Source organism: Oceanobacillus sp. FSL H7-0719 (assembly GCF_045040795.1).
GTDB lineage: Bacteria > Bacillota > Bacilli > Bacillales > Amphibacillaceae > Oceanobacillus.
This window is the reverse complement of the sequence record NZ_CP150301.1, coordinates 2,262,186-2,281,826: the sequence shown is the minus strand read 5'-3', so window position 1 is coordinate 2,281,826 and position 19,641 is coordinate 2,262,186. Positions and strand designations below refer to the sequence as shown.

The 19,641-nt window shown below is 39.1% G+C and carries 16 protein-coding genes; 7 read left to right on the top strand and 9 right to left on the bottom strand.

Features of this window, described 5'->3' with window-relative positions; translation table 11 throughout:
- Positions 1–696: 696 nt before the first annotated feature.
- From NST93_RS11885 to NST93_RS11875, 3 genes are all read right to left on the bottom strand, one after another.
- Positions 697–1,962: an exo-beta-N-acetylmuramidase NamZ domain-containing protein gene (locus NST93_RS11885; RefSeq protein WP_405097274.1), complete on the bottom strand. Its 1,266-nt coding sequence runs from the start codon at positions 1,960–1,962 to the stop codon at positions 697–699.
- Positions 1,963–2,014: 52 nt separating this feature from the next.
- Complete coding sequence (locus tag NST93_RS11880; protein ID WP_405097272.1) at positions 2,015–4,075, bottom strand: glycoside hydrolase family 3 N-terminal domain-containing protein; 2,061 nt, start codon at positions 4,073–4,075, stop codon at positions 2,015–2,017.
- Positions 4,076–5,136: 1,061 nt separating this feature from the next.
- Entirely contained in the window at positions 5,137–5,319 is a 183-nt protein-coding gene (locus tag NST93_RS11875) for a hypothetical protein (RefSeq protein WP_405097270.1), read from the bottom strand.
- A 602-nt stretch (positions 5,320–5,921) separates the two neighbouring features.
- On the opposite strand from NST93_RS11875, the gene NST93_RS11870 reads away from it, so the two are divergent.
- On the top strand, positions 5,922–6,446 hold the full coding sequence (locus NST93_RS11870) for a sigma-70 family RNA polymerase sigma factor (RefSeq protein ID WP_405097268.1): 525 nt from the start codon (positions 5,922–5,924) through the stop codon (positions 6,444–6,446).
- Positions 6,447–6,553: 107 nt separating this feature from the next.
- Positions 6,554–7,570: a DnaD domain-containing protein gene (locus tag NST93_RS11865; protein ID WP_405097266.1), complete on the top strand. Its 1,017-nt coding sequence runs from the start codon at positions 6,554–6,556 to the stop codon at positions 7,568–7,570.
- Positions 7,571–7,728: 158 nt separating this feature from the next.
- Here NST93_RS11865 and NST93_RS11860 read toward each other — a convergent pair whose 3' ends face one another.
- Together NST93_RS11860 and betB are read right to left on the bottom strand one after the other, a co-directional pair.
- On the bottom strand, positions 7,729–8,937 hold the full coding sequence (locus NST93_RS11860) for an iron-containing alcohol dehydrogenase (RefSeq protein WP_405097264.1): 1,209 nt from the start codon (positions 8,935–8,937) through the stop codon (positions 7,729–7,731).
- Positions 8,938–9,168: 231 nt separating this feature from the next.
- On the bottom strand, positions 9,169–10,638 hold the full coding sequence (betB, locus tag NST93_RS11855) for a betaine-aldehyde dehydrogenase (protein ID WP_405097262.1): 1,470 nt from the start codon (positions 10,636–10,638) through the stop codon (positions 9,169–9,171).
- A 308-nt stretch (positions 10,639–10,946) separates the two neighbouring features.
- On the opposite strand from betB, the gene cudC reads away from it, so the two are divergent.
- Both cudC and NST93_RS11845 read left to right on the top strand, forming a co-directional pair.
- Positions 10,947–11,504 carry a choline uptake/conversion transcriptional regulator CudC gene (gene cudC, locus NST93_RS11850; protein WP_405097260.1) on the top strand — a complete coding sequence of 186 codons (558 nt, stop codon included), beginning with the start codon at positions 10,947–10,949 and terminating at the stop codon, positions 11,502–11,504.
- Positions 11,505–11,528: 24 nt separating this feature from the next.
- A complete protein-coding gene (locus NST93_RS11845) occupies positions 11,529–12,434 on the top strand; it encodes a glycine betaine ABC transporter substrate-binding protein (RefSeq protein ID WP_405097258.1) in 906 nt (301 codons plus the stop codon).
- 251 nt (positions 12,435–12,685) lie between these two features.
- On the opposite strand, the gene NST93_RS11840 is transcribed toward NST93_RS11845, so the two are convergent.
- Positions 12,686–12,994 (bottom strand): helix-turn-helix domain-containing protein, encoded by a 309-nt coding sequence (locus NST93_RS11840; RefSeq protein ID WP_405097256.1) that lies wholly within the window; start codon positions 12,992–12,994, stop codon positions 12,686–12,688.
- 377 nt (positions 12,995–13,371) lie between these two features.
- Between NST93_RS11840 and NST93_RS11835 the strand changes: the two genes are divergently transcribed.
- The gene (locus NST93_RS11835; RefSeq protein ID WP_405097254.1) at positions 13,372–14,013 is read left to right on the top strand and encodes a response regulator transcription factor; all 642 of its coding nucleotides are present in this window, start codon (positions 13,372–13,374) and stop codon (positions 14,011–14,013) included.
- A 336-nt stretch (positions 14,014–14,349) separates the two neighbouring features.
- Here NST93_RS11835 and NST93_RS11830 read toward each other — a convergent pair whose 3' ends face one another.
- Complete coding sequence (locus tag NST93_RS11830; protein ID WP_405097252.1) at positions 14,350–14,574, bottom strand: sulfurtransferase TusA family protein; 225 nt, start codon at positions 14,572–14,574, stop codon at positions 14,350–14,352.
- 19 nt (positions 14,575–14,593) lie between these two features.
- On the bottom strand, positions 14,594–15,652 hold the full coding sequence (locus NST93_RS11825; protein WP_405103862.1) for a YeeE/YedE thiosulfate transporter family protein: 1,059 nt from the start codon (positions 15,650–15,652) through the stop codon (positions 14,594–14,596).
- An 84-nt stretch (positions 15,653–15,736) separates the two neighbouring features.
- On the opposite strand from NST93_RS11825, the gene NST93_RS11820 reads away from it, so the two are divergent.
- Together NST93_RS11820 and NST93_RS11815 are read left to right on the top strand one after the other, a co-directional pair.
- On the top strand, positions 15,737–15,856 hold the full coding sequence (locus NST93_RS11820; RefSeq protein ID WP_405097250.1) for a hypothetical protein: 120 nt from the start codon (positions 15,737–15,739) through the stop codon (positions 15,854–15,856).
- A 945-nt stretch (positions 15,857–16,801) separates the two neighbouring features.
- Positions 16,802–17,923 (top strand): CAP domain-containing protein, encoded by a 1,122-nt coding sequence (locus tag NST93_RS11815; RefSeq protein ID WP_405097248.1) that lies wholly within the window; start codon positions 16,802–16,804, stop codon positions 17,921–17,923.
- A 482-nt stretch (positions 17,924–18,405) separates the two neighbouring features.
- On the opposite strand, the gene glf is transcribed toward NST93_RS11815, so the two are convergent.
- Positions 18,406–19,518 (bottom strand): UDP-galactopyranose mutase, encoded by a 1,113-nt coding sequence (gene glf, locus NST93_RS11810; RefSeq protein WP_405097246.1) that lies wholly within the window; start codon positions 19,516–19,518, stop codon positions 18,406–18,408.
- Positions 19,519–19,641 lie beyond the last annotated feature (123 nt).

The following is a 19,641-nucleotide window of genomic DNA, read 5'->3' as shown; positions in this document are numbered from 1 at the left end:
TCCTTTTTCTTTGATTATCCAATCAATCAAGAACAAGCAACACGGCGATATACACCCCCAACAAATTGAAAATTCAGTTAATTTTAAATAGGGAATAACAAGATGGCTTGGACCTTATTCAGCAGCTGTGAAATTAAATGAACAATGATCCAGCAATGTTATTTTGAGCCTTTGGTTTTGGCGAGGAAAACAGGGGGGGTTATCTAGGAGCCGTTGATGTATGGATAAGAAACGTTCCAACTAGAAGGGGAAGGGGACTTTAGGTTACATAGAACATTCACAGCCTTTTCGATTGTTTTCACTTATTAAAAATCAGGGTATTCTATTTATAGAAAGTCAGATAATATAAAAAACCGCTTGGTGTGCGAACACCAAACGGTTTGTGCAATAGTCCTTCAAGGGGGCGGCTCACAAGATTTGAGCAAAAAATAATCACTCTTCATTGCTTACCAGGCTATGGGTGGTTATTTTTTGATTAAATGACAAGATCGCTGCAATAAGCGAGGCAAATGAAAAGCAAACGATTAAACTTTCATATACCGTCCTGTTCTCATTTCCTTTCTGATCAACAGAGGGAGTGAGCCACCACCCGCGAAAAACCTTATGCAATAAAGGTATTACAGTCATTTTCTTTCATATTAATAGATTCTGAGTAATTTAATGAATAAGAACAAGCCTCTGCCCAATCATCCCTGTTTAATACAGCAAGTATCCTTTCCTTACCTTCTCAAATTTCTTCAATTCCGGTTTCCATCTTTTCTCCATCTCTTTAACCGATGTGCCATTCTCAATTGCTTCTCGAATCCATCCATTGCCAATCAGGTTATCGAAGAAGGATATACCTGCACTATTTTCAGAACGAAATTCAAAATCATTTGGATACATATCATGCAAGGTTTTCACGATATGCAGTCCTGATTCTATTGGCTTGAAGGCCTTCTCATTCTGGATGTGAATCTGTATCCCATGACTTAACGTTCCGCTATGTTTTGAAATGGTCGGGGTAAAGGATGCTGCACGAAACGTAACGCCAGGTAAATGCAAATCATTCAGTGCCGCTGCAAATTCCTTACTATTTACAAATGGAGCGCCGATCAATTCGAATGGTTTTGTAGTGCCACGGCCTTCCGAAACATTCGTTCCTTCTATTAATGCTGCTCCAGGATAAACGATGGCAGTCTCGAGTACAGGCATGTTTGGCGATGGTAAAACCCAATCCAGACTTGTGTCATCATAGTACATATTACGTTTCCATCCATTCATTTCAACTACGGTCAAGTCAGAATGAATATCAAACTCTTCATTAAATAATTCTGCTAATTCACCAACTGTCATTCCGTGACGTAATGGAATCGGATAGTTGCCGACAAAAGATGCGTAGTGTGGATCCAATACGGGACCCTCTACTTTATGACCGCCTAATGGGTTCGGCCGGTCGAGGACTATAAATTCAATTTCATTTTCCGCTGCTGCTTCCATCGCATAGGCCATCGTATAAATGTACGTATAGAAACGTGTACCGACATCCTGAATATCAAAAAGCAGGACATCTACATTTTCCAACATTTCTGGTGTAGGTTTTCGCGTTTTCCCGTATAAACTATAGACTGGTAATCCGGTTGACTCATCAATATAAAATTCAACATATTCACCTGCCTGGGCATCCCCGCGAACACCATGCTCCGGGCCATAAAGGGCGGTGAGTTCAATATCAGGGTCTTCATACAAGCGGTCAACAATGCTATTCAAGTCTTGGTCGACTCCGGTAGGGTTTGTGATTAAACCGACACGTTTTCCTTCAATGAGATGTTTTTGTTCATCTAATAGAACTTCTACACCTAACTGGAATCTCTTTTTATTCCCCTTGCCTTTTCCGTTGTTTTCTCCCTTGTCTGCAAAAACAATTGTAAGAGAGGTAAGAACAAGTAAAAGTGTTCCGAACGTGGCCAGTATTTTCTTCATTTTTATTCCCTCCGTTGCTATTTTATAGGGGTGAGGGGGCTTAGCTCCTCATTTAGTAGGAAAGTCCAGCACCGTATTCGAATAGGACATCACCGTTTAAATCGGGAACCGTAACTGGTAATTTTCCTGTTGGGTTGTTTTCACCAAAGATAGTTGCAGCAGTTGCACTAAAGCTTGTATCCCTAAATCCGTATTGTGCCAAATAGGCATCGATTTCAGGGAACGCCATGATATCATATGGATTTCGGATGGCTGTACCAATCACCGGTGCATCGATTTCCTGTATTAGCTGGTTGACCAGCAGCATCTGTGGATTCGTCGGTGCACGCCCACTGACATTAAACGTATAGGAACCAAAAATCACCGCACTTGCATCTGAGAGTTGATTCAGTTGTTCGTTTGTTAATGGACTTGAGGCAACGATAAGTTCTGTGTTCTCGTGATAGTCGCTGATGGCCTCATACAAGTTGCTGATGTACGTGTTCCCTATAACAACAATCTTTTCCGTTTCTTGTACTTGTAATGGCAGAACCTGTTCATTTTTTAGTAGTGTAATTGATTGGTTCGCAGCAGCAGACTCCGTTTGTTTGTGAGCGTCTTGGCCAACAATTTCTTCAGCCTGTTGAACCAACTCTGCTACTGGGACCGGGTTTTCTGACTTTATGACACCGCGGTTCAGTTTTAAGGTTAAAATTCGTTTCACCGACTGTTCGATTCGCTCTTCGGCAATTTCCCCGTTTTCTACCGCTTCGAGTAAACCATCAACAACTTCCTCTAACCCTACAGGCATTAAAATAATATCTGTTCCCGCATTTACGGAGCGGATCACTGCATCTACCGAACCAAAATGGTCAGCAATTGCGAGCATATTTAATGCATCTGTAATAATAACGCCGTCATAGCCCATTTCCTCACGCATGAGACCGGTTAAAACTTTATGGGATAATGTGGCAGGCAGCAAGATTTCCGTACCATCCTTTTTAGAAATTACTGTTGTATCATCAATTTTGGGAAAAGTGACATGCGCCGTCATGATTGCATCCACATCTGCTTCCATTACTTGCTGGAATGGATATAGCTCTACTTGCAGCAAACGTTCTTTGTCATGTGGGACTTCGGGTAAGCCAAGATGAGAATCGACCGATGTGTCACCATGCCCTGGGAAGTGTTTTGCTGTAGTTGCAACGCCATTGCTCTGAATTCCTTTAATATAACCGATACCAAGGTCTGCCACGAGCTCAGGTGACTCGCCGAAAGAGCGGACGCCGATAACAGGGTTGTCGGGATTATTATTCACATCGAGTACAGGAGCCAGGTTCATATTAATGCCTAATGCCTGTAATTCAGCTCCAATTACGTTACCAACGTTCTCTGCCATCTCAGCAGATCTTGTTGCACCAAGTGCCATATTTCCAGGCATATGTGTTCCAGACTGCAGCCTGGTGACAATCCCGCCTTCCTGATCGATGGTCATCAGTAATCCGTATTTTTCACTGGCCATTTGGTACGCATGGACTAATCTTGTTGTTTGTTCCGTTGTCACGACATTTTCCGCAAATAGGATTACACCGCCAAGATGATAGTCTTTTACGATTTGTTCAATCTCTGGGAGCATTTCTATCACGTTTTCCCCATTCCAGTTTCTAAAGTCAGGCATAAGCATTTGTCCAATTTTTTCATTAATCGTCATGCCGTGAATGGCGTTGTCAATGATGTTATATTTTTTGCCTTTCTTTTTGATAATTTGTGGTTCACCGTGCTTAAAGTGAATTGCAATTTCGTCTGTAAAATGACCGTCTGTTACTGTAATCCAGGAACGGCCATTTTGACCAGTGACTGTAACCACACCATCCTGACTTACTGTGGCGACATTTTTATTTTTCGAATGCCATGTAAGTGAATCTGATGTTGCTTTAAAATGGCCATCTCCATAAACGTGCAATGCCTGTAATTGTATTTCACCGTTTTCTATTTCTGCTTTTACCTCTGGAGTATTCTCAAGGATGACTAACTGCTTGATTGTTTCCTGTTCTTGGGAGCTCGCTTTCAATGTGCCTGAACTGAAGGCTATGGCAAAAATCAATATCAAGAAAGCTTTCGTCCATTGTTTCATTTTGAACCTCCTATTTGGGGCAGGCCCCAGGGTTAATCATTTCCTTTTTTCCGATTCAAACAATAGGGTCTGAAAGATAGAGGTTTGTCCCCTGCCATACTATCTATGCCCAATGGTTGATATGTCTGTTTAGTAGTGAAAGCGGATAATGTACCCCACCTGAAATCGTTAAGCTATTCTCTTGAAAATCGATGCCGCTTCCAGTGAATTCTTACGGCAGGCTGTTGAAGTCGTTTCACCAGTCGGGTGCACACGGTTCGTGTAAAGCATAGCAATCGTATTATTGTTTAAGTTGATAGGATGAATGTACATGTATCTTTAGTATGCCCAAGGAGGGGCGATTCTGATAACACATCCATATACCAAGCCTGTGAGCGCTCTTAGCCTAAATAATGGTCATTACCATGGAATTCTCGAATGTGATTCCCTGCTAAAAGCTATTGTTTCCAGTTTCAATATGTGCTTTTCATTGTATCTTCCGTCATTGATAAACATATAGGCAAGTTACACGAATCATTGGGAGTGGGGAATCTGAAATGCCCGACGACGGGACTTAAGGACCATGCGTTTTCATCATACATGTCTGCCCAAACAAGGACGATTGTTTGTCCAGGGCTGATACTCTATTGCTAGAATCCGGTATTTTGTGATTTTGGCGAGTTATCGATCTTGTCATTGATTTTAGAGGTTTTGTGATTTTTTCATAAACATATTCATCAAGCCTTTGTCTAGAAAGACGTTCAATTCAAGCTCCCAATGTAATCATGTTCAAATCACTGCAGGTATAAACAAATAGTGCATGTGTTAGTGTATGTTGGAGTATATGTTGCAGACGTTCCACTCGATTTTACCGTAGCTCAAGCGGTAAAAGCTGAAGTATGTGTCCTGAGCTGTTTTAATCTTTCGCCCGCTTTGGCAAAATCAGGGATGCACCTTGGTCTGCATTTATCTAGTTCAACGTCCTATCTTCATAGAGGGTCATTGCGGCGGCTGTTGTGAGAACATTGTTGATAGAAGCAAGGTCATAGATCATGTCTTTATCCATTTCAAATGTGCACCCTTTATGTCACAATAGCAACTGCATCAGGCGTAGCGTTTTCCTTAATCAAAGATTCAATCGTTTGATGGGTTGCCTGTATTATTTCTTCAACCATTTCATCTCCTTTTACAGAACTGGGGTGCAAGACTGGTGATTGGCCAGGGTTATTCCAAAAGAAACAAAGATGGGGGAATTTTAATTTCAAGGGTTTTATCCACATTCCTCACTAAATGAAAGTGCTTACATGTTAATTTACATTGAATAGGGATAGTTGTCTATGAAACTTTATAACTGAATAAGAGATGGGTATTAGGGAGGGCTTTTTGGAGATGTCACGAGGAATGGTCATTTTATTCAGATGAATACGGCTCAATCACTGGAAGCGTGGACAAAGGAATTTAATGGATTGAAGCTATCAAAATGCATGGTAAGTATTTTCTTTTAATCTGCTGCGCTCCTGCAATTAGCTGGCAGGAGTTTATTGATTAGCAGTTGCTTTGGAGATGATTCATTCTTTCCACGTGTTCCAGATAAGTGGCAAATTTATTTTAAATATAGGCTAACTTCAAAAAGCCCATCTAAAAGTTAATTTTAGATGGGCTTTTCTATCGGTTATTTAATTTTGCCTGAGTAAAATCCACTTTTACCATGGGAAAAAGAAAGTTAGGCTTGGGATATCTTTTCCAGTTTCTATTATGATGAATTTGTCGCTTAGCTTATCCCAAGAAAGAGGATATTAAGCAACCTATACAGAAGGGAGATGAGGACATTAACAAAGAGAAAAAGGAGGTAAAGCCGTTTAGTGAAATGAGTTTTGAGGAAATCTTCCAGCAAAATGAAAGGAGAATTCATTACCATATCCATCGCTTAGGAATTCGTGATCCCTTTCAGGAATTTTATACGGAGGGTCTCTATGCCATGTGGATGGCTTATAAAAAGTATAATCCCAATCAAGGTCCCCTTGGAACCTATTTCAATTATGCGATTCGGAATCGACTTGTCGATATGCTCCGCAAAGAAGTTCGAGAACGAGAGAAAAGAGATATCTTTGTGGAAAAGGAAAAACAGCGCATGGACGATGCTGCCGCGGAATTAAAAAATATGATGGGGGAAATACCAGGGAGCAATATGGAAGTAAGTGAAATGCTGGAGGAAGTGAGATCCAGGCTTACTGAAAAGCAATGGGATTGGGTGTATTACTATATTCTTCTGGACATGCCACTGAAGGAAATTGCCGACTTGAAGAGGGTTTCCGTAGAGGCGGTGAAGAGCTGGGGAAAAGAAGCAAGAAGGAAGCTGCGGGAAGGAGATACCGGGAATCATTTGGAGTGAAGATAGGTAAGCTAATTTGAAAAATCCCAGCTGATACGGAATTCAGCTGGGATGATTCGTATGTTTTTTTAATTAACTTGAGGAAATTTAGAAAGGAATGGTTAAAGATGAATTACATAAAGGAAATTAATGCTTTTTATGATCGCCAGGAACAAGTCCCCCTTACAGGGTCAGCGGTTGCTTTATGGTATGCGCTGATGCATATCAATAATAAAACAAGATGGAAAAATACGTTCACCTCTCCTGGGTCGGTCCTGCGAAATAAAGCGGGTCTCACAGAAACCAGTTTTAAGCGGGCGCGTACGGAACTCGCAAATGGAGGATATATCAAGGTAGAATCCCGAGGCAGAGGGAAAGCACCAGTTTATAAGATACATAGTTTGGTACTGGAGATGGGGCAGCATGAAACGCATTTGCTGGAGAGGAAGACAGCTTTTACTGAAGAGAGAATGGAACAGAGCGACGAACAACTGAACGAACTTCCGGACCAAGTCAAGAACCACCCGCCAGCCCAGCAAGCGGACTTCGAGGTGACCCACGTTCCGGTCCAACTTGCGGACAACCTTCCGAACCAATCCCCGGCCCCATTAATTAAACAATACAATAATAAAACAAATATAAAACAAAACAATACGAATACAACTGCAGAAGATGCGGGCAGGAAGGGAATTGAAAATGCGGACCAAGCAAAAAGCGAACCGGATGCGCTGAAGTTTTATCAAGAAAACTTTGGCATGGTTAGTCCGTTTGTCATAGAATCTTTGCTGGACTGGATCAACAGTTTGGGAGAAGAACTCGTGATTGAGGCAATGAAACGTGCTCTGGAACAGAATAAAACGTCTTGGGCTTATGTGAAGAGTATTTTGAATGCCTGGCATAAAAAGGGGATTCGGACACTGGGTCAAGCAGAGGCGGAGTATGCTGCTTTTGAAAACGAGCGCAAGCGTAAGGGCGGAGGAAATGGCGGATTTCCTGCCGGGAAAAAGGATATTGTGCCAGATTGGTATTACGAGGAAAAGCGGAAACAAGAAGAACGTGAAAAAGAGCGGAAGCAGAGAGCCAGGACGAATGGGGAGGAGGAGGAATTGAGATTGGAGGGGTTGATGCGGGAGTATTGGGGATGAAGGAAGGCATTAAAATCCATCATAAAAAAGTTGAAAGTAATATAATCTATTTGCTTGAGAGAGCGAATCGGATAAACCTGTCACTCTGTCTTTAAGATAGTAAAAGCAGCTCTGGTCATTAAATGGGATGACCAGAGCTGTTTAATATAGGATTAAAATTAGAGAGTTTTAGGTACTAAGTTAAAGCAGCGCTTGTAAATCCACTGATAATCTTTTTCCGTCAAGTCGCGTGGATTCCCTACGGTTTGAGGATCTTTCATCGCTTCCTTTGAAAGTCTGTCAATCATGTCAGGGGATACGCCTTGTTCTTCTAAATTCGGAATATCCAAGTCTTCTGCGAGTTTATAAACTTCATTAACTGCTGCCTTTGCTGCTTCATCTGTTGTCATATTGAATGTATTCACACCGAGCGCTTGTGCAATTCTAGCAAATTTAGCTGGATGCCCTTTCCAGTTATATTCCATCACAGGCCCCATCATTGTTGCAACACACTGACCATGTGCAACCGGAATAATACCACCGAGTGTTTGAGACATCGCATGTGCCGCTCCGGCTGATTCACTTCCGTAAGCTAATCCCGCAAGCATAGCTGCTTGAGCCATTCCGTATCTAGCTTCAATGTCACCGCCATCCGAGTAAGCGCGGCGAATGTATTTACCGACGTATTCCATTGCGAGTAATGCAACTGCATCTGTAATTGGTTGTGCATAGTGCATTGTATAGCATTCGATTGCATGTGCGAGTGCATCAATACCTGTCATCGCTGTTACATGCGGGGGCATGGAAACATGTAATTCTGGATCAATAATTGTTAAGTGGGCTGCGATGAGCGGTCCACCTGTATTAAATTTGAATTCACGTTCTTCATCTGTAATTACTGCCCATTGTGTTACTTCTGAACCGGTTCCAGCTGTAGTAGGTACAGTTGTAAGTGGTGGAATTCGGTTCTCGAGAGGCTTTTTGCCTTCTGCCGCTTCATACTCTAAAACCGGTGCGCTATGAGCTGCTTCAACACCAATCGCTTTCGCTGTATCCATGGAACTTCCTCCACCTACAGCAACAAGACCATCACAGTTATCTTCTTTATATTGTTTGGTTCCTTCTGCAATGAGACGAACGGGTGGGTTTGGTTCTACTTTATTGAATAAAGATATTTCAATCCCTGCTTGTTTTAAGAGGTTTTCAATTGGCTTCGTTACACCAGCTTTATAGATTCCCGGGTCCGTTACCAATAGTACTTTTGTGACACCAAGGTTTTTAATTTCTTCTCCAATATGCTTAATGGAACCAATGCCGTGTTTAACCACTGTTGGCAGTTCGAATTGGTGAAAATTATACATTTGTTCTACTTTCATATTTAAACTCATTATTAAATGCCTCCTATGTACTTTTTGATTAAAGATAATTAGAAAAAATTGTGGCTGTAGATTATTTATCAACTGGAACAGCCACGTCCAGCTCCAGTGCCCAACGACTAGCAAACTTCATTCTCCTCCAATCGATAAGTCAACATCGACTCCTTTCGTCGTCGTGTTTCCTTTATCTCATTGCGAAGAACTCCAGTTTGTACGTCGCTAAACGGGCACTTACGCTTTTGATTAGAACCAGTTCACTGTTTCTGGTTTTAAATTTTGGAATATATGTTTTGTTTCTTGATATTCTTCCAGTCCCATGACTCCTAGTTCACGGCCATTTCCAGATTGCTTATAGCCACCCCAGGGTGCGTGCGGGAAGTAGATATTAAAATCATTAATCCACACCGTACCCATCCGCATTTTTGCAACACAACGTTCTGCTTTTGTGATATCTTTTGTCCACACACCGCCGGATAGTCCGTAAATCGAATCATTTGCTAGTTTGATAGCTTCTTCTTCGTTCGCGAATTTTTCCACTGTAATTACAGGGCCAAAAGCTTCGTCTTGAACCACATGCATCTCGGTCGTACAATTCGTCAAAATGGTAGGTAAATAGAAAAATCCATTCTGGAGTTCCATATCATCTGGACGTCTGCCTCCAACTGCAACAGTTGCTCCTTCTTTGATCCCTTTTTCAACATATTGCTCGACTTTATTCAAATGTTCTTCTGAAATAAGCGGTCCCATCTGTGTTGTTTCATCAAAGCCATTTCCAAGTTTAATCTTTTTCACACGCTCAATGAGTGCTTCAACAAACTTATCGTGGATGCTTTCTTCGACGATGATTCTTGTTCCGGCTGAACAGATTTGTCCAGCATGGAAATAAACAGCATTTAATGCTTGATCGATTGCTACTTCTAAATCCGCATCAGCAAAAATAATATTCGGGTTTTTGCCGCCGAGTTCCAGTGCAATTTTTTTCATGTTATGACTTGCAGCTTGCATAATCGCTTTTCCTGTTTTGATCCCGCCGGTAAATGAGATCAAATCTACATCTTCATGATTGGATAGCTCTGCACCAACTGTGTTTCCAGGGCCAAGTACAAGGTTAGCAACCCCTGCAGGTACACCGGCTTCTTCGATTAATTCAAAGATTTTAATATGTGTAAGTGGTGTAATTTCACTCGGCTTGATGATGAGTGTATTTCCAGTAACGAGTGCTGGAGCTAATTTCCATGATGCTTGAAGCAGCGGGTAATTCCAAGGAGTAATTTGCCCGCAAACCCCAACAGGTTCTTTGACTACTTTACTAATTGAATTCGGAATGGGAGAATTTATTATTTCTCCACCGTCTTTATCGGCAAGCTCAGCATAGTAACGGAAGACACCAGCAATATCTTCCATATCCCATCGGCTTTCTTCTAGTGTTTTTCCGGTATCTAATGATTCAAGCTTCGCGAGTTCTTCTTGATCGCGTTCAATGAGTTCTGCGATTCTGTGAACGATTTTTGCTCGTTCTGTGGCCGGCCTATTTGGCCACTCTCCATGGTCAAATGCTTCCCTTGCTGCAGCGATTGCTTTTTCGGAATCCTGTGCGTTTCCTTCAGCAACAACGGCAATGACCTCTTGATTATATGGATTAATAATATCTCTTGTATTTCCAGAGATTGCTTCAACCCATTGACCATTTATATATTGTTTTCTAATATCCAATACCGAAACCTCCTCTTGTCACTTTATAAACGGTTACTAAGTTTGTTAAGAAAAAATTTAACGTTTTGAACAAATTTAATTTAGCATATTAAAAAACATGTGTCAAAGAAATTTAAATTTTAATTATTAAATATACTGCAAATTAAATTGACTTTATAAAAAAATAATCATTTCATAACTCTATGAAAGACTAGGGGCAGCGCGTATTTACTATATTATTTAACTTGACATTTGTTTTAAAAGGAGTAACATTAATTTTGTTAAGAAAAGATTTAACAAACTGAACAATGTACAAGGAGAGTAAGCCAGTGGATAGCTTAAACAATAAAGAAGCGAGAGAAAAGTTGGAATTTGCCAAGGACCAAGTCATTGGTGCTATCGCAGAAACGATGGATTTATATGGTGTGACACCAGCCGCCGGTAGGTTGTATGCCACCATGTATTTTGAAGATAGAATGAACTTAGATGAAATGCACGAAGAGGTCGGAATGACAAAAGCAAGTATGAGTACAAGTGTACGTAAATTGCAAGATATTGGTTATGTAAAACGTATTTATACGAAAGGCATAAGAAAACATACGTATGCAGCAGAAAAGAATTTCTTCAATACCTTTATGTCCTTTTATTGTCAACAATGGGAACGCGAAGTGAGAATGAATTTAGATGCGGTTCATGAAGCGGAAAAGAAAATTGAGGAAATGTTAGGCGATGCGTCAGTAGATGATGAAATAAAGCAGGAAGCAAAAAAGTATTATGAAATGTTAAATGAATCCAAAATATATTACGATTGGTTAAAAAGATTAACAACAAGTATCCGTTCAGGAGAAATATTTGAATTTTTACCAAAGGAAAATAAAGATACTTAATATTTACAGGAGGCAATTTAATTCATGGGTTTTAGAAGGGGAATATTGTTTGTTCTTATATTATTGATGATAGGTGTTCTTGCAGCATGTGGGAATGGTGATGCAAAGGATGCGTCGTCAGAAGATACTGCAGGAAGTTCGGATGAAACAGTTGATATTGGACAAATTAGTTGGGCAGAGAACATTGCTGTTACAAATATGTGGAAAGTGATTCTTGAAGAAAAAGGGTATAATGTCGAGTTTCACCTATTAGATATGGGAACACAAATGGCAGCATTGGCAAATGATGAATTGGATGTCAACTTGGAATTTTGGCTGCCAGTTCAAGATAAGAACTATCTCGAGCAATATAAAGATGAAGTCGATTTCTCGGAAGAAGTTTGGTATGACAACGCTAAAGTTGGTTTAGTTGTACCAGCTTATATGGAAGATATCAATAGTATTGAAGATTTAAACGGGAAAGAAGATCTGTTCGAAAGTGAAATCACCGGTTTTGAACCTGGAGCAGGAACGATGGATGTTACTGAAGAAATGATTGTTGAGTATGGTTTGGATTATGAACTGGTCCCTAGTTCTGAGCCAGCAATGATTACGGAGATACAAGAAGCAATTAAAGCAGAGGAACCAATCGTTTCACCACTTTGGAACCCGCATCGTGTCTTTGCAGAACTGGATCTAAAGTACTTAGAGGATCCTAAGAAAGTATACGGTGAAACGGAAAAAATTCATCACGCGACAAGGTTAGGTTTTTCTGAGGATTTCCCTGAAATTGATCAGTGGCTGAAGAACTGGAAGATGGATGATGATTCAATTGGTGCATTAATGAGCTATATAGCTGAAGCAGAAGAGGCCGGAGAAGAACCGATTGTTGGTGCAGAAAAATGGGTGGAAGAAAATCAAGATTTAGTTAATGAATGGTTAAATGAATAAAAAGAAAAAACGGAACGTAACCCATTCTCTTCATGAGAATGGGTTCGTTCCTTTTTATTGAAATAACTTTTTGCTGAATAAGGGCTTGTCGAATAAAGTGTGTAAGCTCCCATTTACTCAAGGTACTTTAACACCCTGACTTTTAGTTCATCATGGAGAAGAAGTTAGTTCATAACCATTGCCCAGTTTTGAAAGTGTCCACTTTCCCATTTGGTTACTACTTTCCGCTTTCCGGCTGGGTGAGTTGTTTTTCAATTAATTAACTCCAGTAACTCAATGACCTTTCTCCTTATTTCTGGTTTAACTGACTTAAAACTTTCATAGAAACGTATAAATTCATCAGGAGTATCTAAGTCACCATAAGAGAAGAAAGTGTATATATCACTGTCCAGTGCCTCCAATAGGTTACTTAGCATTTCCAGGTTAGGACTAGCTTTGCCATTTTCAATTTTACTAATATAGGCTTGCGAAACATTAACCTTTTCAGCAAGCTCCATAGCTGTGTAATTATTTGATTTTCGTATTGCTTTCAATTTGCTTCCTATTTCTATATTTTTCAAGAAAGACACCCCATCGTCTCAAAAGTGTTTGGTTATCATCAATAGTTATAATTCCGTTTACAAATATAATTATTAGTTATAATATATACTTAACACAAAAGGATAAAATGAAACTATGTAAATTTACCTGATTTTATATATACAAATGGTTTAAATAAGTGAATTGCTAATTTATGAAGTGGTTATGAGTCTATACTACCATAAAATGCAATGTGGAGTCGTAAATACAATTATTATATAGAACTTATGAATCATTAATTAATTAGATATAAATAACTATACTTTATATAGACAAATAATTGTACATAACAGAAAAAAGACTTACAGTCAGTATTTTAACTTATAGAAGTATGGGATAATTGGAGGATGGAGTTAGATTGGGCAATATAATATTCATTCAAGAGAACGGTTTATATATGAAGGGCATAGTTAGTATTCTAAATGATGAAATACCAGAGCATACATTTCATTTATATAGCTACAGCGAGGTACTTTCCGGTGAGAAAGAAATCAATTATTCTGCTGACCTATTAATTTTTGAACTTACCCCAAATACCAATTTGGATAAAATATATGAAAAGTATAAAAACAGCAATTTTAAAATGGCAATATGGACTTTCACAGAAGTTTATAAAAAACAAATACTGGAGTTTATGAAAATAGGAATGAATGGTTACTTTTATGGGGATATGGAGCTAAGTCAAATTAAATTAGCTATTAATGAAATTTTGGATGGGCATAGTTTTATCCATCCACGTTTTTCATCTCTTATACTTAATGAATATTCGAGAATAACAAATAAAAAAGTAAGCCGGCCACTTGATTTATTAACAAAAAGAGAATGGGACATTTTAGAAAGGATGTCCAACGGCTACCAAAATGAAGAAATCGCAAATCAACTTTTTATTTCGGATAAGACAGTGAAAAATCATGTTTCTTCTATCTTAAAAAAATTAAAGGTTAAAGATCGGACGAATGCGGTAGTTACTGCTATTAAGAATAATTGGGTAAGTGAGTGAGCGTGGTTTGACTTGCTTTTGATGCGAATTTAAGTTTGAAACGCAGTTATTTAATATAGAGATAGAAGACACCAGCTGACCGGTTTGCAGCTGGTTTTACAATTCCGTCTGGGGAAATCGTTTGAAAGATACATTTTAATTTAAGAGTTTGGTCTGGATTCCATGTTTATTCAAGGGCTTTATCCTTAGTTAGTATTGTTCGTATTACCTCTTATAAGAATTCCTTTCTGGAAAAACAAGAGAAAACCACCCCGAGCCGTCAGAAGCAAAGGGGCGGTTCCCGATAATAACATGAAAAGTTGCTTATAAAATGAACTGTAGATCGGTAACTTTTATCTAACTCTTCTTTAACGTGATCGTCCAAGCCGCGTCACCGGTTTGTTCAAAGTTTGTAATTGCAAGTCCAGTCTCCGCTGCCCAGCGCGGGATACTGTCTGTAGCTTGGGTACAGTCGAAATTAATGACCAGCTCATCCCCCGAATCAATTTCATTAACAGCTACCTTTGCTTCCTCTAATGGAAATGGACAAACTTGGCCCATCACATCTAATACTTTCGCCATCATGATCTCCTCCTTTCAATTAAGACGCTTGAATTGCTTGATTTCCTAAAACTGCTTTCTTTTGGCGCGGGCGAATAAATACAAAATAAGAAGCAGTCCACGTACCTAAAAGAATGAATAATAATGAGGTCCACCCTTGCCAGGTCATCATTGCTGTCATTACCAAACCGTTTCCAATGGAACATCCGCCAGCAAGACTGGCACCAAAGCCCATTAAATTTCCGCCTAGGAAACTGGTAATTCCAGTTTTTGCATCAGGCATTCGAAAACGAAATTCGCGGCTTGCTTTTGCAGCGATTAACGAACCTAGGAATATTCCAAGTACTAAAAACACACCCCAATTAATGAAAGATGCATCACCTAAAACCAGGTATTGCAGGATGTTCGCAGAAGGTGTCGTAATGCCAAGTCCGAATACTCTGCCTGTTGCTGCACTTAATGGCCAGGCCAGAATTGCAATGAGACCGATTAATGTCGCTGTAAAGAATGGATGCCAGCGCTTTTCGAATAATAAGTGGGCAAGACCTGAACGTTTTGCTTTCATTGCAGGTATTGCGACTTTTGGTTTCTTTAATTCTTTTATAACGAGGAAAAGTACGATAGCAAGAAAGATTGGAATAAGCAGCCAAATAGAAATCCCAGTCGTTTCTGCAATCGAGTTATTTGCTGGTCGAACGGCTTTCATCGATTGATCGAGTGGTGCTAAAAATCCAGTTCTCATTACTGCACTCATGAACATATAGCCGAAAAGGGCAATCCAGCTGCCAAGCAGGCCTTCACCGGCGCGATACCACGTCCCAGTTGCACATCCCCCGGCAAATATAATTCCTACTCCAAATAAAAAGGAGCCGACAATTGTAGCGACAAGAGAAAACTCTCCTGCTGAAAACTCAATCACACCAAATTGAATCAATGTATAAACACCAATGCTCTGCACAGCGATAGCTACTAGTAATGCATAAAACATCCGATTATCTTTCGCAATATACATATCGCGAAATCCTCCAGTTAAACAGAAACGCCCTCTTTGCATGACAAATCCAAGCAGCGCACCACATAATAACCCAGTAACTATCATATAACCCATTTCTTTCTAACACCTCACTTAGTGATTTAATTCATACTAATCTGATTGGTTTTATTATATTCATGGATTAGGATTATGTCAAATGAATTTCAAAATGAGGAAATCGCAAATGAGCTCATTATTTCGGATAAGACAGTGGAAAAACATGCATCTTCTGTTGGATTGCTTTACGGAAATAGGATTAATAAAGAGTAGAAGAGGGGGACATAAGAAAAAGAATAAATTAAAATCCGAATGATAGCTCAACTTGTTCGGATTTTATAGATAGTGCAGATTAATTTAGTTCAGGATAAATAAAAGCCAGCCGGAGCAAGAAAAGTGAAAGAACAGTCTAAGAGAACCTTTCTATAAGACAGTACCAGCAAGATAAGCGGGGAAACAGTCCATGAAAACCATTCTATAAGACAGTACCATCAAGATAAGCGGGGAAACAGTCCATGAAAACCATTCTATAAGACAGTACCATCAAGATAAGCGGGGAAACAGTCCATGAAAACCTTTCTATAAGACAGTACCATCAAGATGAGCGGAGAAACAGTCTATAAGAACGTTTCTATAAGACAGTACCATCAAGATAAGCGATGAAACTGTCTATAAGAACGTTTCTATCAGACAGTAACAGAAAGAAAATCGGTGAAACAGTCGATGAGAACGCCATCTGTCCAGAAAAACAGGGTTACTCTGAATTAAAGTTATCAGCAGTTTTTATCAACTATGTGAAAGGTAACATTAAATGCTTTCTCTTTTATAATATTCGGCTTTTATATCGTTGGTATTAGTTATGTCTCAATAATCTCTTTTATAGTTTGTCATGGATTGAAGTAAGTGCCTTATTTAAAGCTGGCTTATCCAGCAGTTTTATACAATGCATTTCGAACCGTAATAAATATAAAATTGACTGCCAGCGCTCGCACACTGAAAAATAGAATCTTTCCTGTTCTAATCTGCGTCATAATACCCGCCCGCAAGTCCTCTTAATTTATCTCCCAAGGAATTAAAAAGTGAAATTCGGGCGAAAATGGAAGATAATAAATAAATTACCAGAGGGCTTTTCTTTTACTTGATTGTTATAATAAAGTTAATATATAGAGAGATTGGATGTATATAACATCCAAAAAGTAGAGTGGAGGAAGTATCATTGTGAAACGGTTTATTCTATTATTACTGGTTGTATTTATCGGCTATGTTTCAAAGCCGTTATGGGAAGATCACGTTCAGCAAATTGTTCCTGCCTCTATAAAGGATTCTATTCATTCGACAATCGATTCGATAAAAGAAAATCCAGAACTTCATTCTGCAATCGATAAATTAAACCATGGGCTGAATTCTTTATTTACCGTGATTGATAATTCACTGTCGGAATCAAACGAAAAGAATGTTAAAATACCGGAATTATCCGTTCCTGAGAATCAGATGTTTTCCATTCATAATATTGAAATAGGCGATACTAGAGCCGAGGTTGAGCAGGAAGCTGGAGAGTCACAGAGGACTTCAGAAAATGAATATGGTGTCAGCTGGGAAACCTATCATGAAAACTATCAAAATTTTATTATGGTTGCTTATGACGAAGATAATATCGTTCGTGGTCTGTATACGAATCAAAATTTGATCAGCTCCTCAACAGGAATAGAGTTGGGAAGCTCGCAACAGTCTGTTACAGAAAACTTAGGTACTCCTGAATCGAAAATAAGAAAAGGTTTAATTAACTACATGATTAATAGCAATGGAGAATATGATGTATTTCATATCGACAACAGCTATATCACGGTTTTTTATGATATACATGAAAACAATAGCGTTACAGCTATCCAAGTTATCGATAATGGCCTGGAACAAAATAAAAATGCTTTTTATGCTGAAGCCAGCCAGCAGCTGCAGGAAGGCTTTGAGTATCAATTGTTTGATTTAACAAATGCTTCAAGAATAAATAATGATTTGCCTGTCCTATCATGGGATAATCATGTACGGGAAACAGCCCGGAAACATAGTTTGGATATGGCAGAAAATCAATACTTTGACCATGTAAATCTGCAAGGCCAATCTCCATTTGATCGTATGGAGGTTGATGATATTCGCTTTATTTTAGCTGGTGAAAACTTGGCATATGGCCAGTTCAGCAGTATTTTTGCCCATGAAGGGCTGATGAATTCCCTAGGACACAGAGAAAATATCCTTCAGGGAAACTATGAATACTTGGGAGTCGGCGTGGCCTTTAATGATGAGTCACACCCTTACTTCACAGAGAACTTTTATAGTTATTAGTGCGGGCGAAGCTCTTTTCAAGGGAAGCGGGCCACCAGGTCGTAAGTGCGATAATTGTATAGATTCTACGCTTCGAATACGAATAAAGCCATCTAATCATGATTGCGATTAGGTGGCTTTATGCATGAGGGCTATTGGTGGATTGGAAATCCATATTGTTCACCCGTTGATTTCAGTTTGTTTTGTACGAGTGAGGTGTTTTAAAAGAGAGTTTCTCCCTAATTTCAATTTAATTGTCCAAAAAGTGCAGTATAACGGGCAAGTATCTGAAGCAACACCTTGGCAGAAAATAAAGTAGCCCGAATGGTGCCACCCTCTTTTCGGAGCTAAACGAGTATGCAAATTATAAACAATCTATTGTTATTAATAAATAGGGAACGTAAAGCAGGAAAATAGCCCGCAATCCGCAAATTGCGGGCTATTTTTAAAAGCTTTATCGCGGGCTAAGTGGTAGTAAAATCCCCACTGATTGAAGTTTCATTTTATGAATTACTGGGATTAAACTCTTTCTCCACGGCAACGAGTGCTGCCCCAATAACTTGGTGCATATCATAATATTGGTATCTGGCGAGTCGTCCGCCAAAGATAACATCTTTCTCCTGTTCGGCTAGTTCTTTATATTTTTTATAGGTTTGTGTATTATGTTCGTCATTGATTGGATAGTATGGTTCATCACCTGTTTTCCATTCTGCAGGATATTCTTTGGTGATGATGGTTTTTTCCTGATTGCCGAATTCAAAATGCTTATGCTCGATGATTCGTGTGAAAGGTGTTTCACGGTCTGTATAGTTGACGACTGCATTCCCTTGATAATTGGATGTATCCTCCAATACTTTCGTTTCAAATTTTAAGCTGCGATATTCTAATGGGCCAAATTTATAATAGTAATACTGATCAATCATCCCTGTAAATACGATCTTTTTAGCAAGCCCTTCCAGTCTGTCCCGATTTTGGAAGAAGTCACAATTTAATTCCACATCTATGCCTGCCAGCATTTTATCAATGATTTCCGTATATCCGTTAATAGGTATCCCTTGGTACCTGTCATTAAAATAGTTATTATCGAAAGTGAAGCGAACCGGAAGCCGTTTAATAATAAACGCAGGCAGGTCTTTAGCTGATCTTCCCCATTGTTTTTCTGTATAGCCTTTAATTAACTTTTCATAGATGTCCGTTCCAACTAAAGAAATTGCTTGCTCTTCTAAGTTTTTTGGATGCCTAATGCCGGAAGCTTTTCTTTGTTCTTCAATTTTACGCTTTGCTTCATCGGGTGTCACAACTCCCCATAGTTTATGAAATGTATTCATATTGAAAGGCAGGTTATACAGTTTCCCTTTATAGTTGGCTACCGGAGAATTTGTGTATCTATTAAACTCTGTAAACTGATTAACATAATCCCAGATTTTTTTGTTATTTGTATGGAAGATATGTGCGCCATATTGATGAACGTTAATTCCTTCTATATTTTCAGTGTAGATGTTCCCGGCGATGTGATTGCGTTTATCAATTACTAAACACTTTTTTCCCCTTTTTTTTGCTTCGTAAGCAAATACGGAACCGAATAAACCGGCACCAACAATTAAATAATCATACATGCTGGATACTCCTTTTATGTAAATATTCTTAGAATACTAGTAGTTCTACTCATCATATCAAATTAAAATATCATCTGTACAATATATCTGAAGCTAATTATAATTCGAAGCAAGCTATATTAA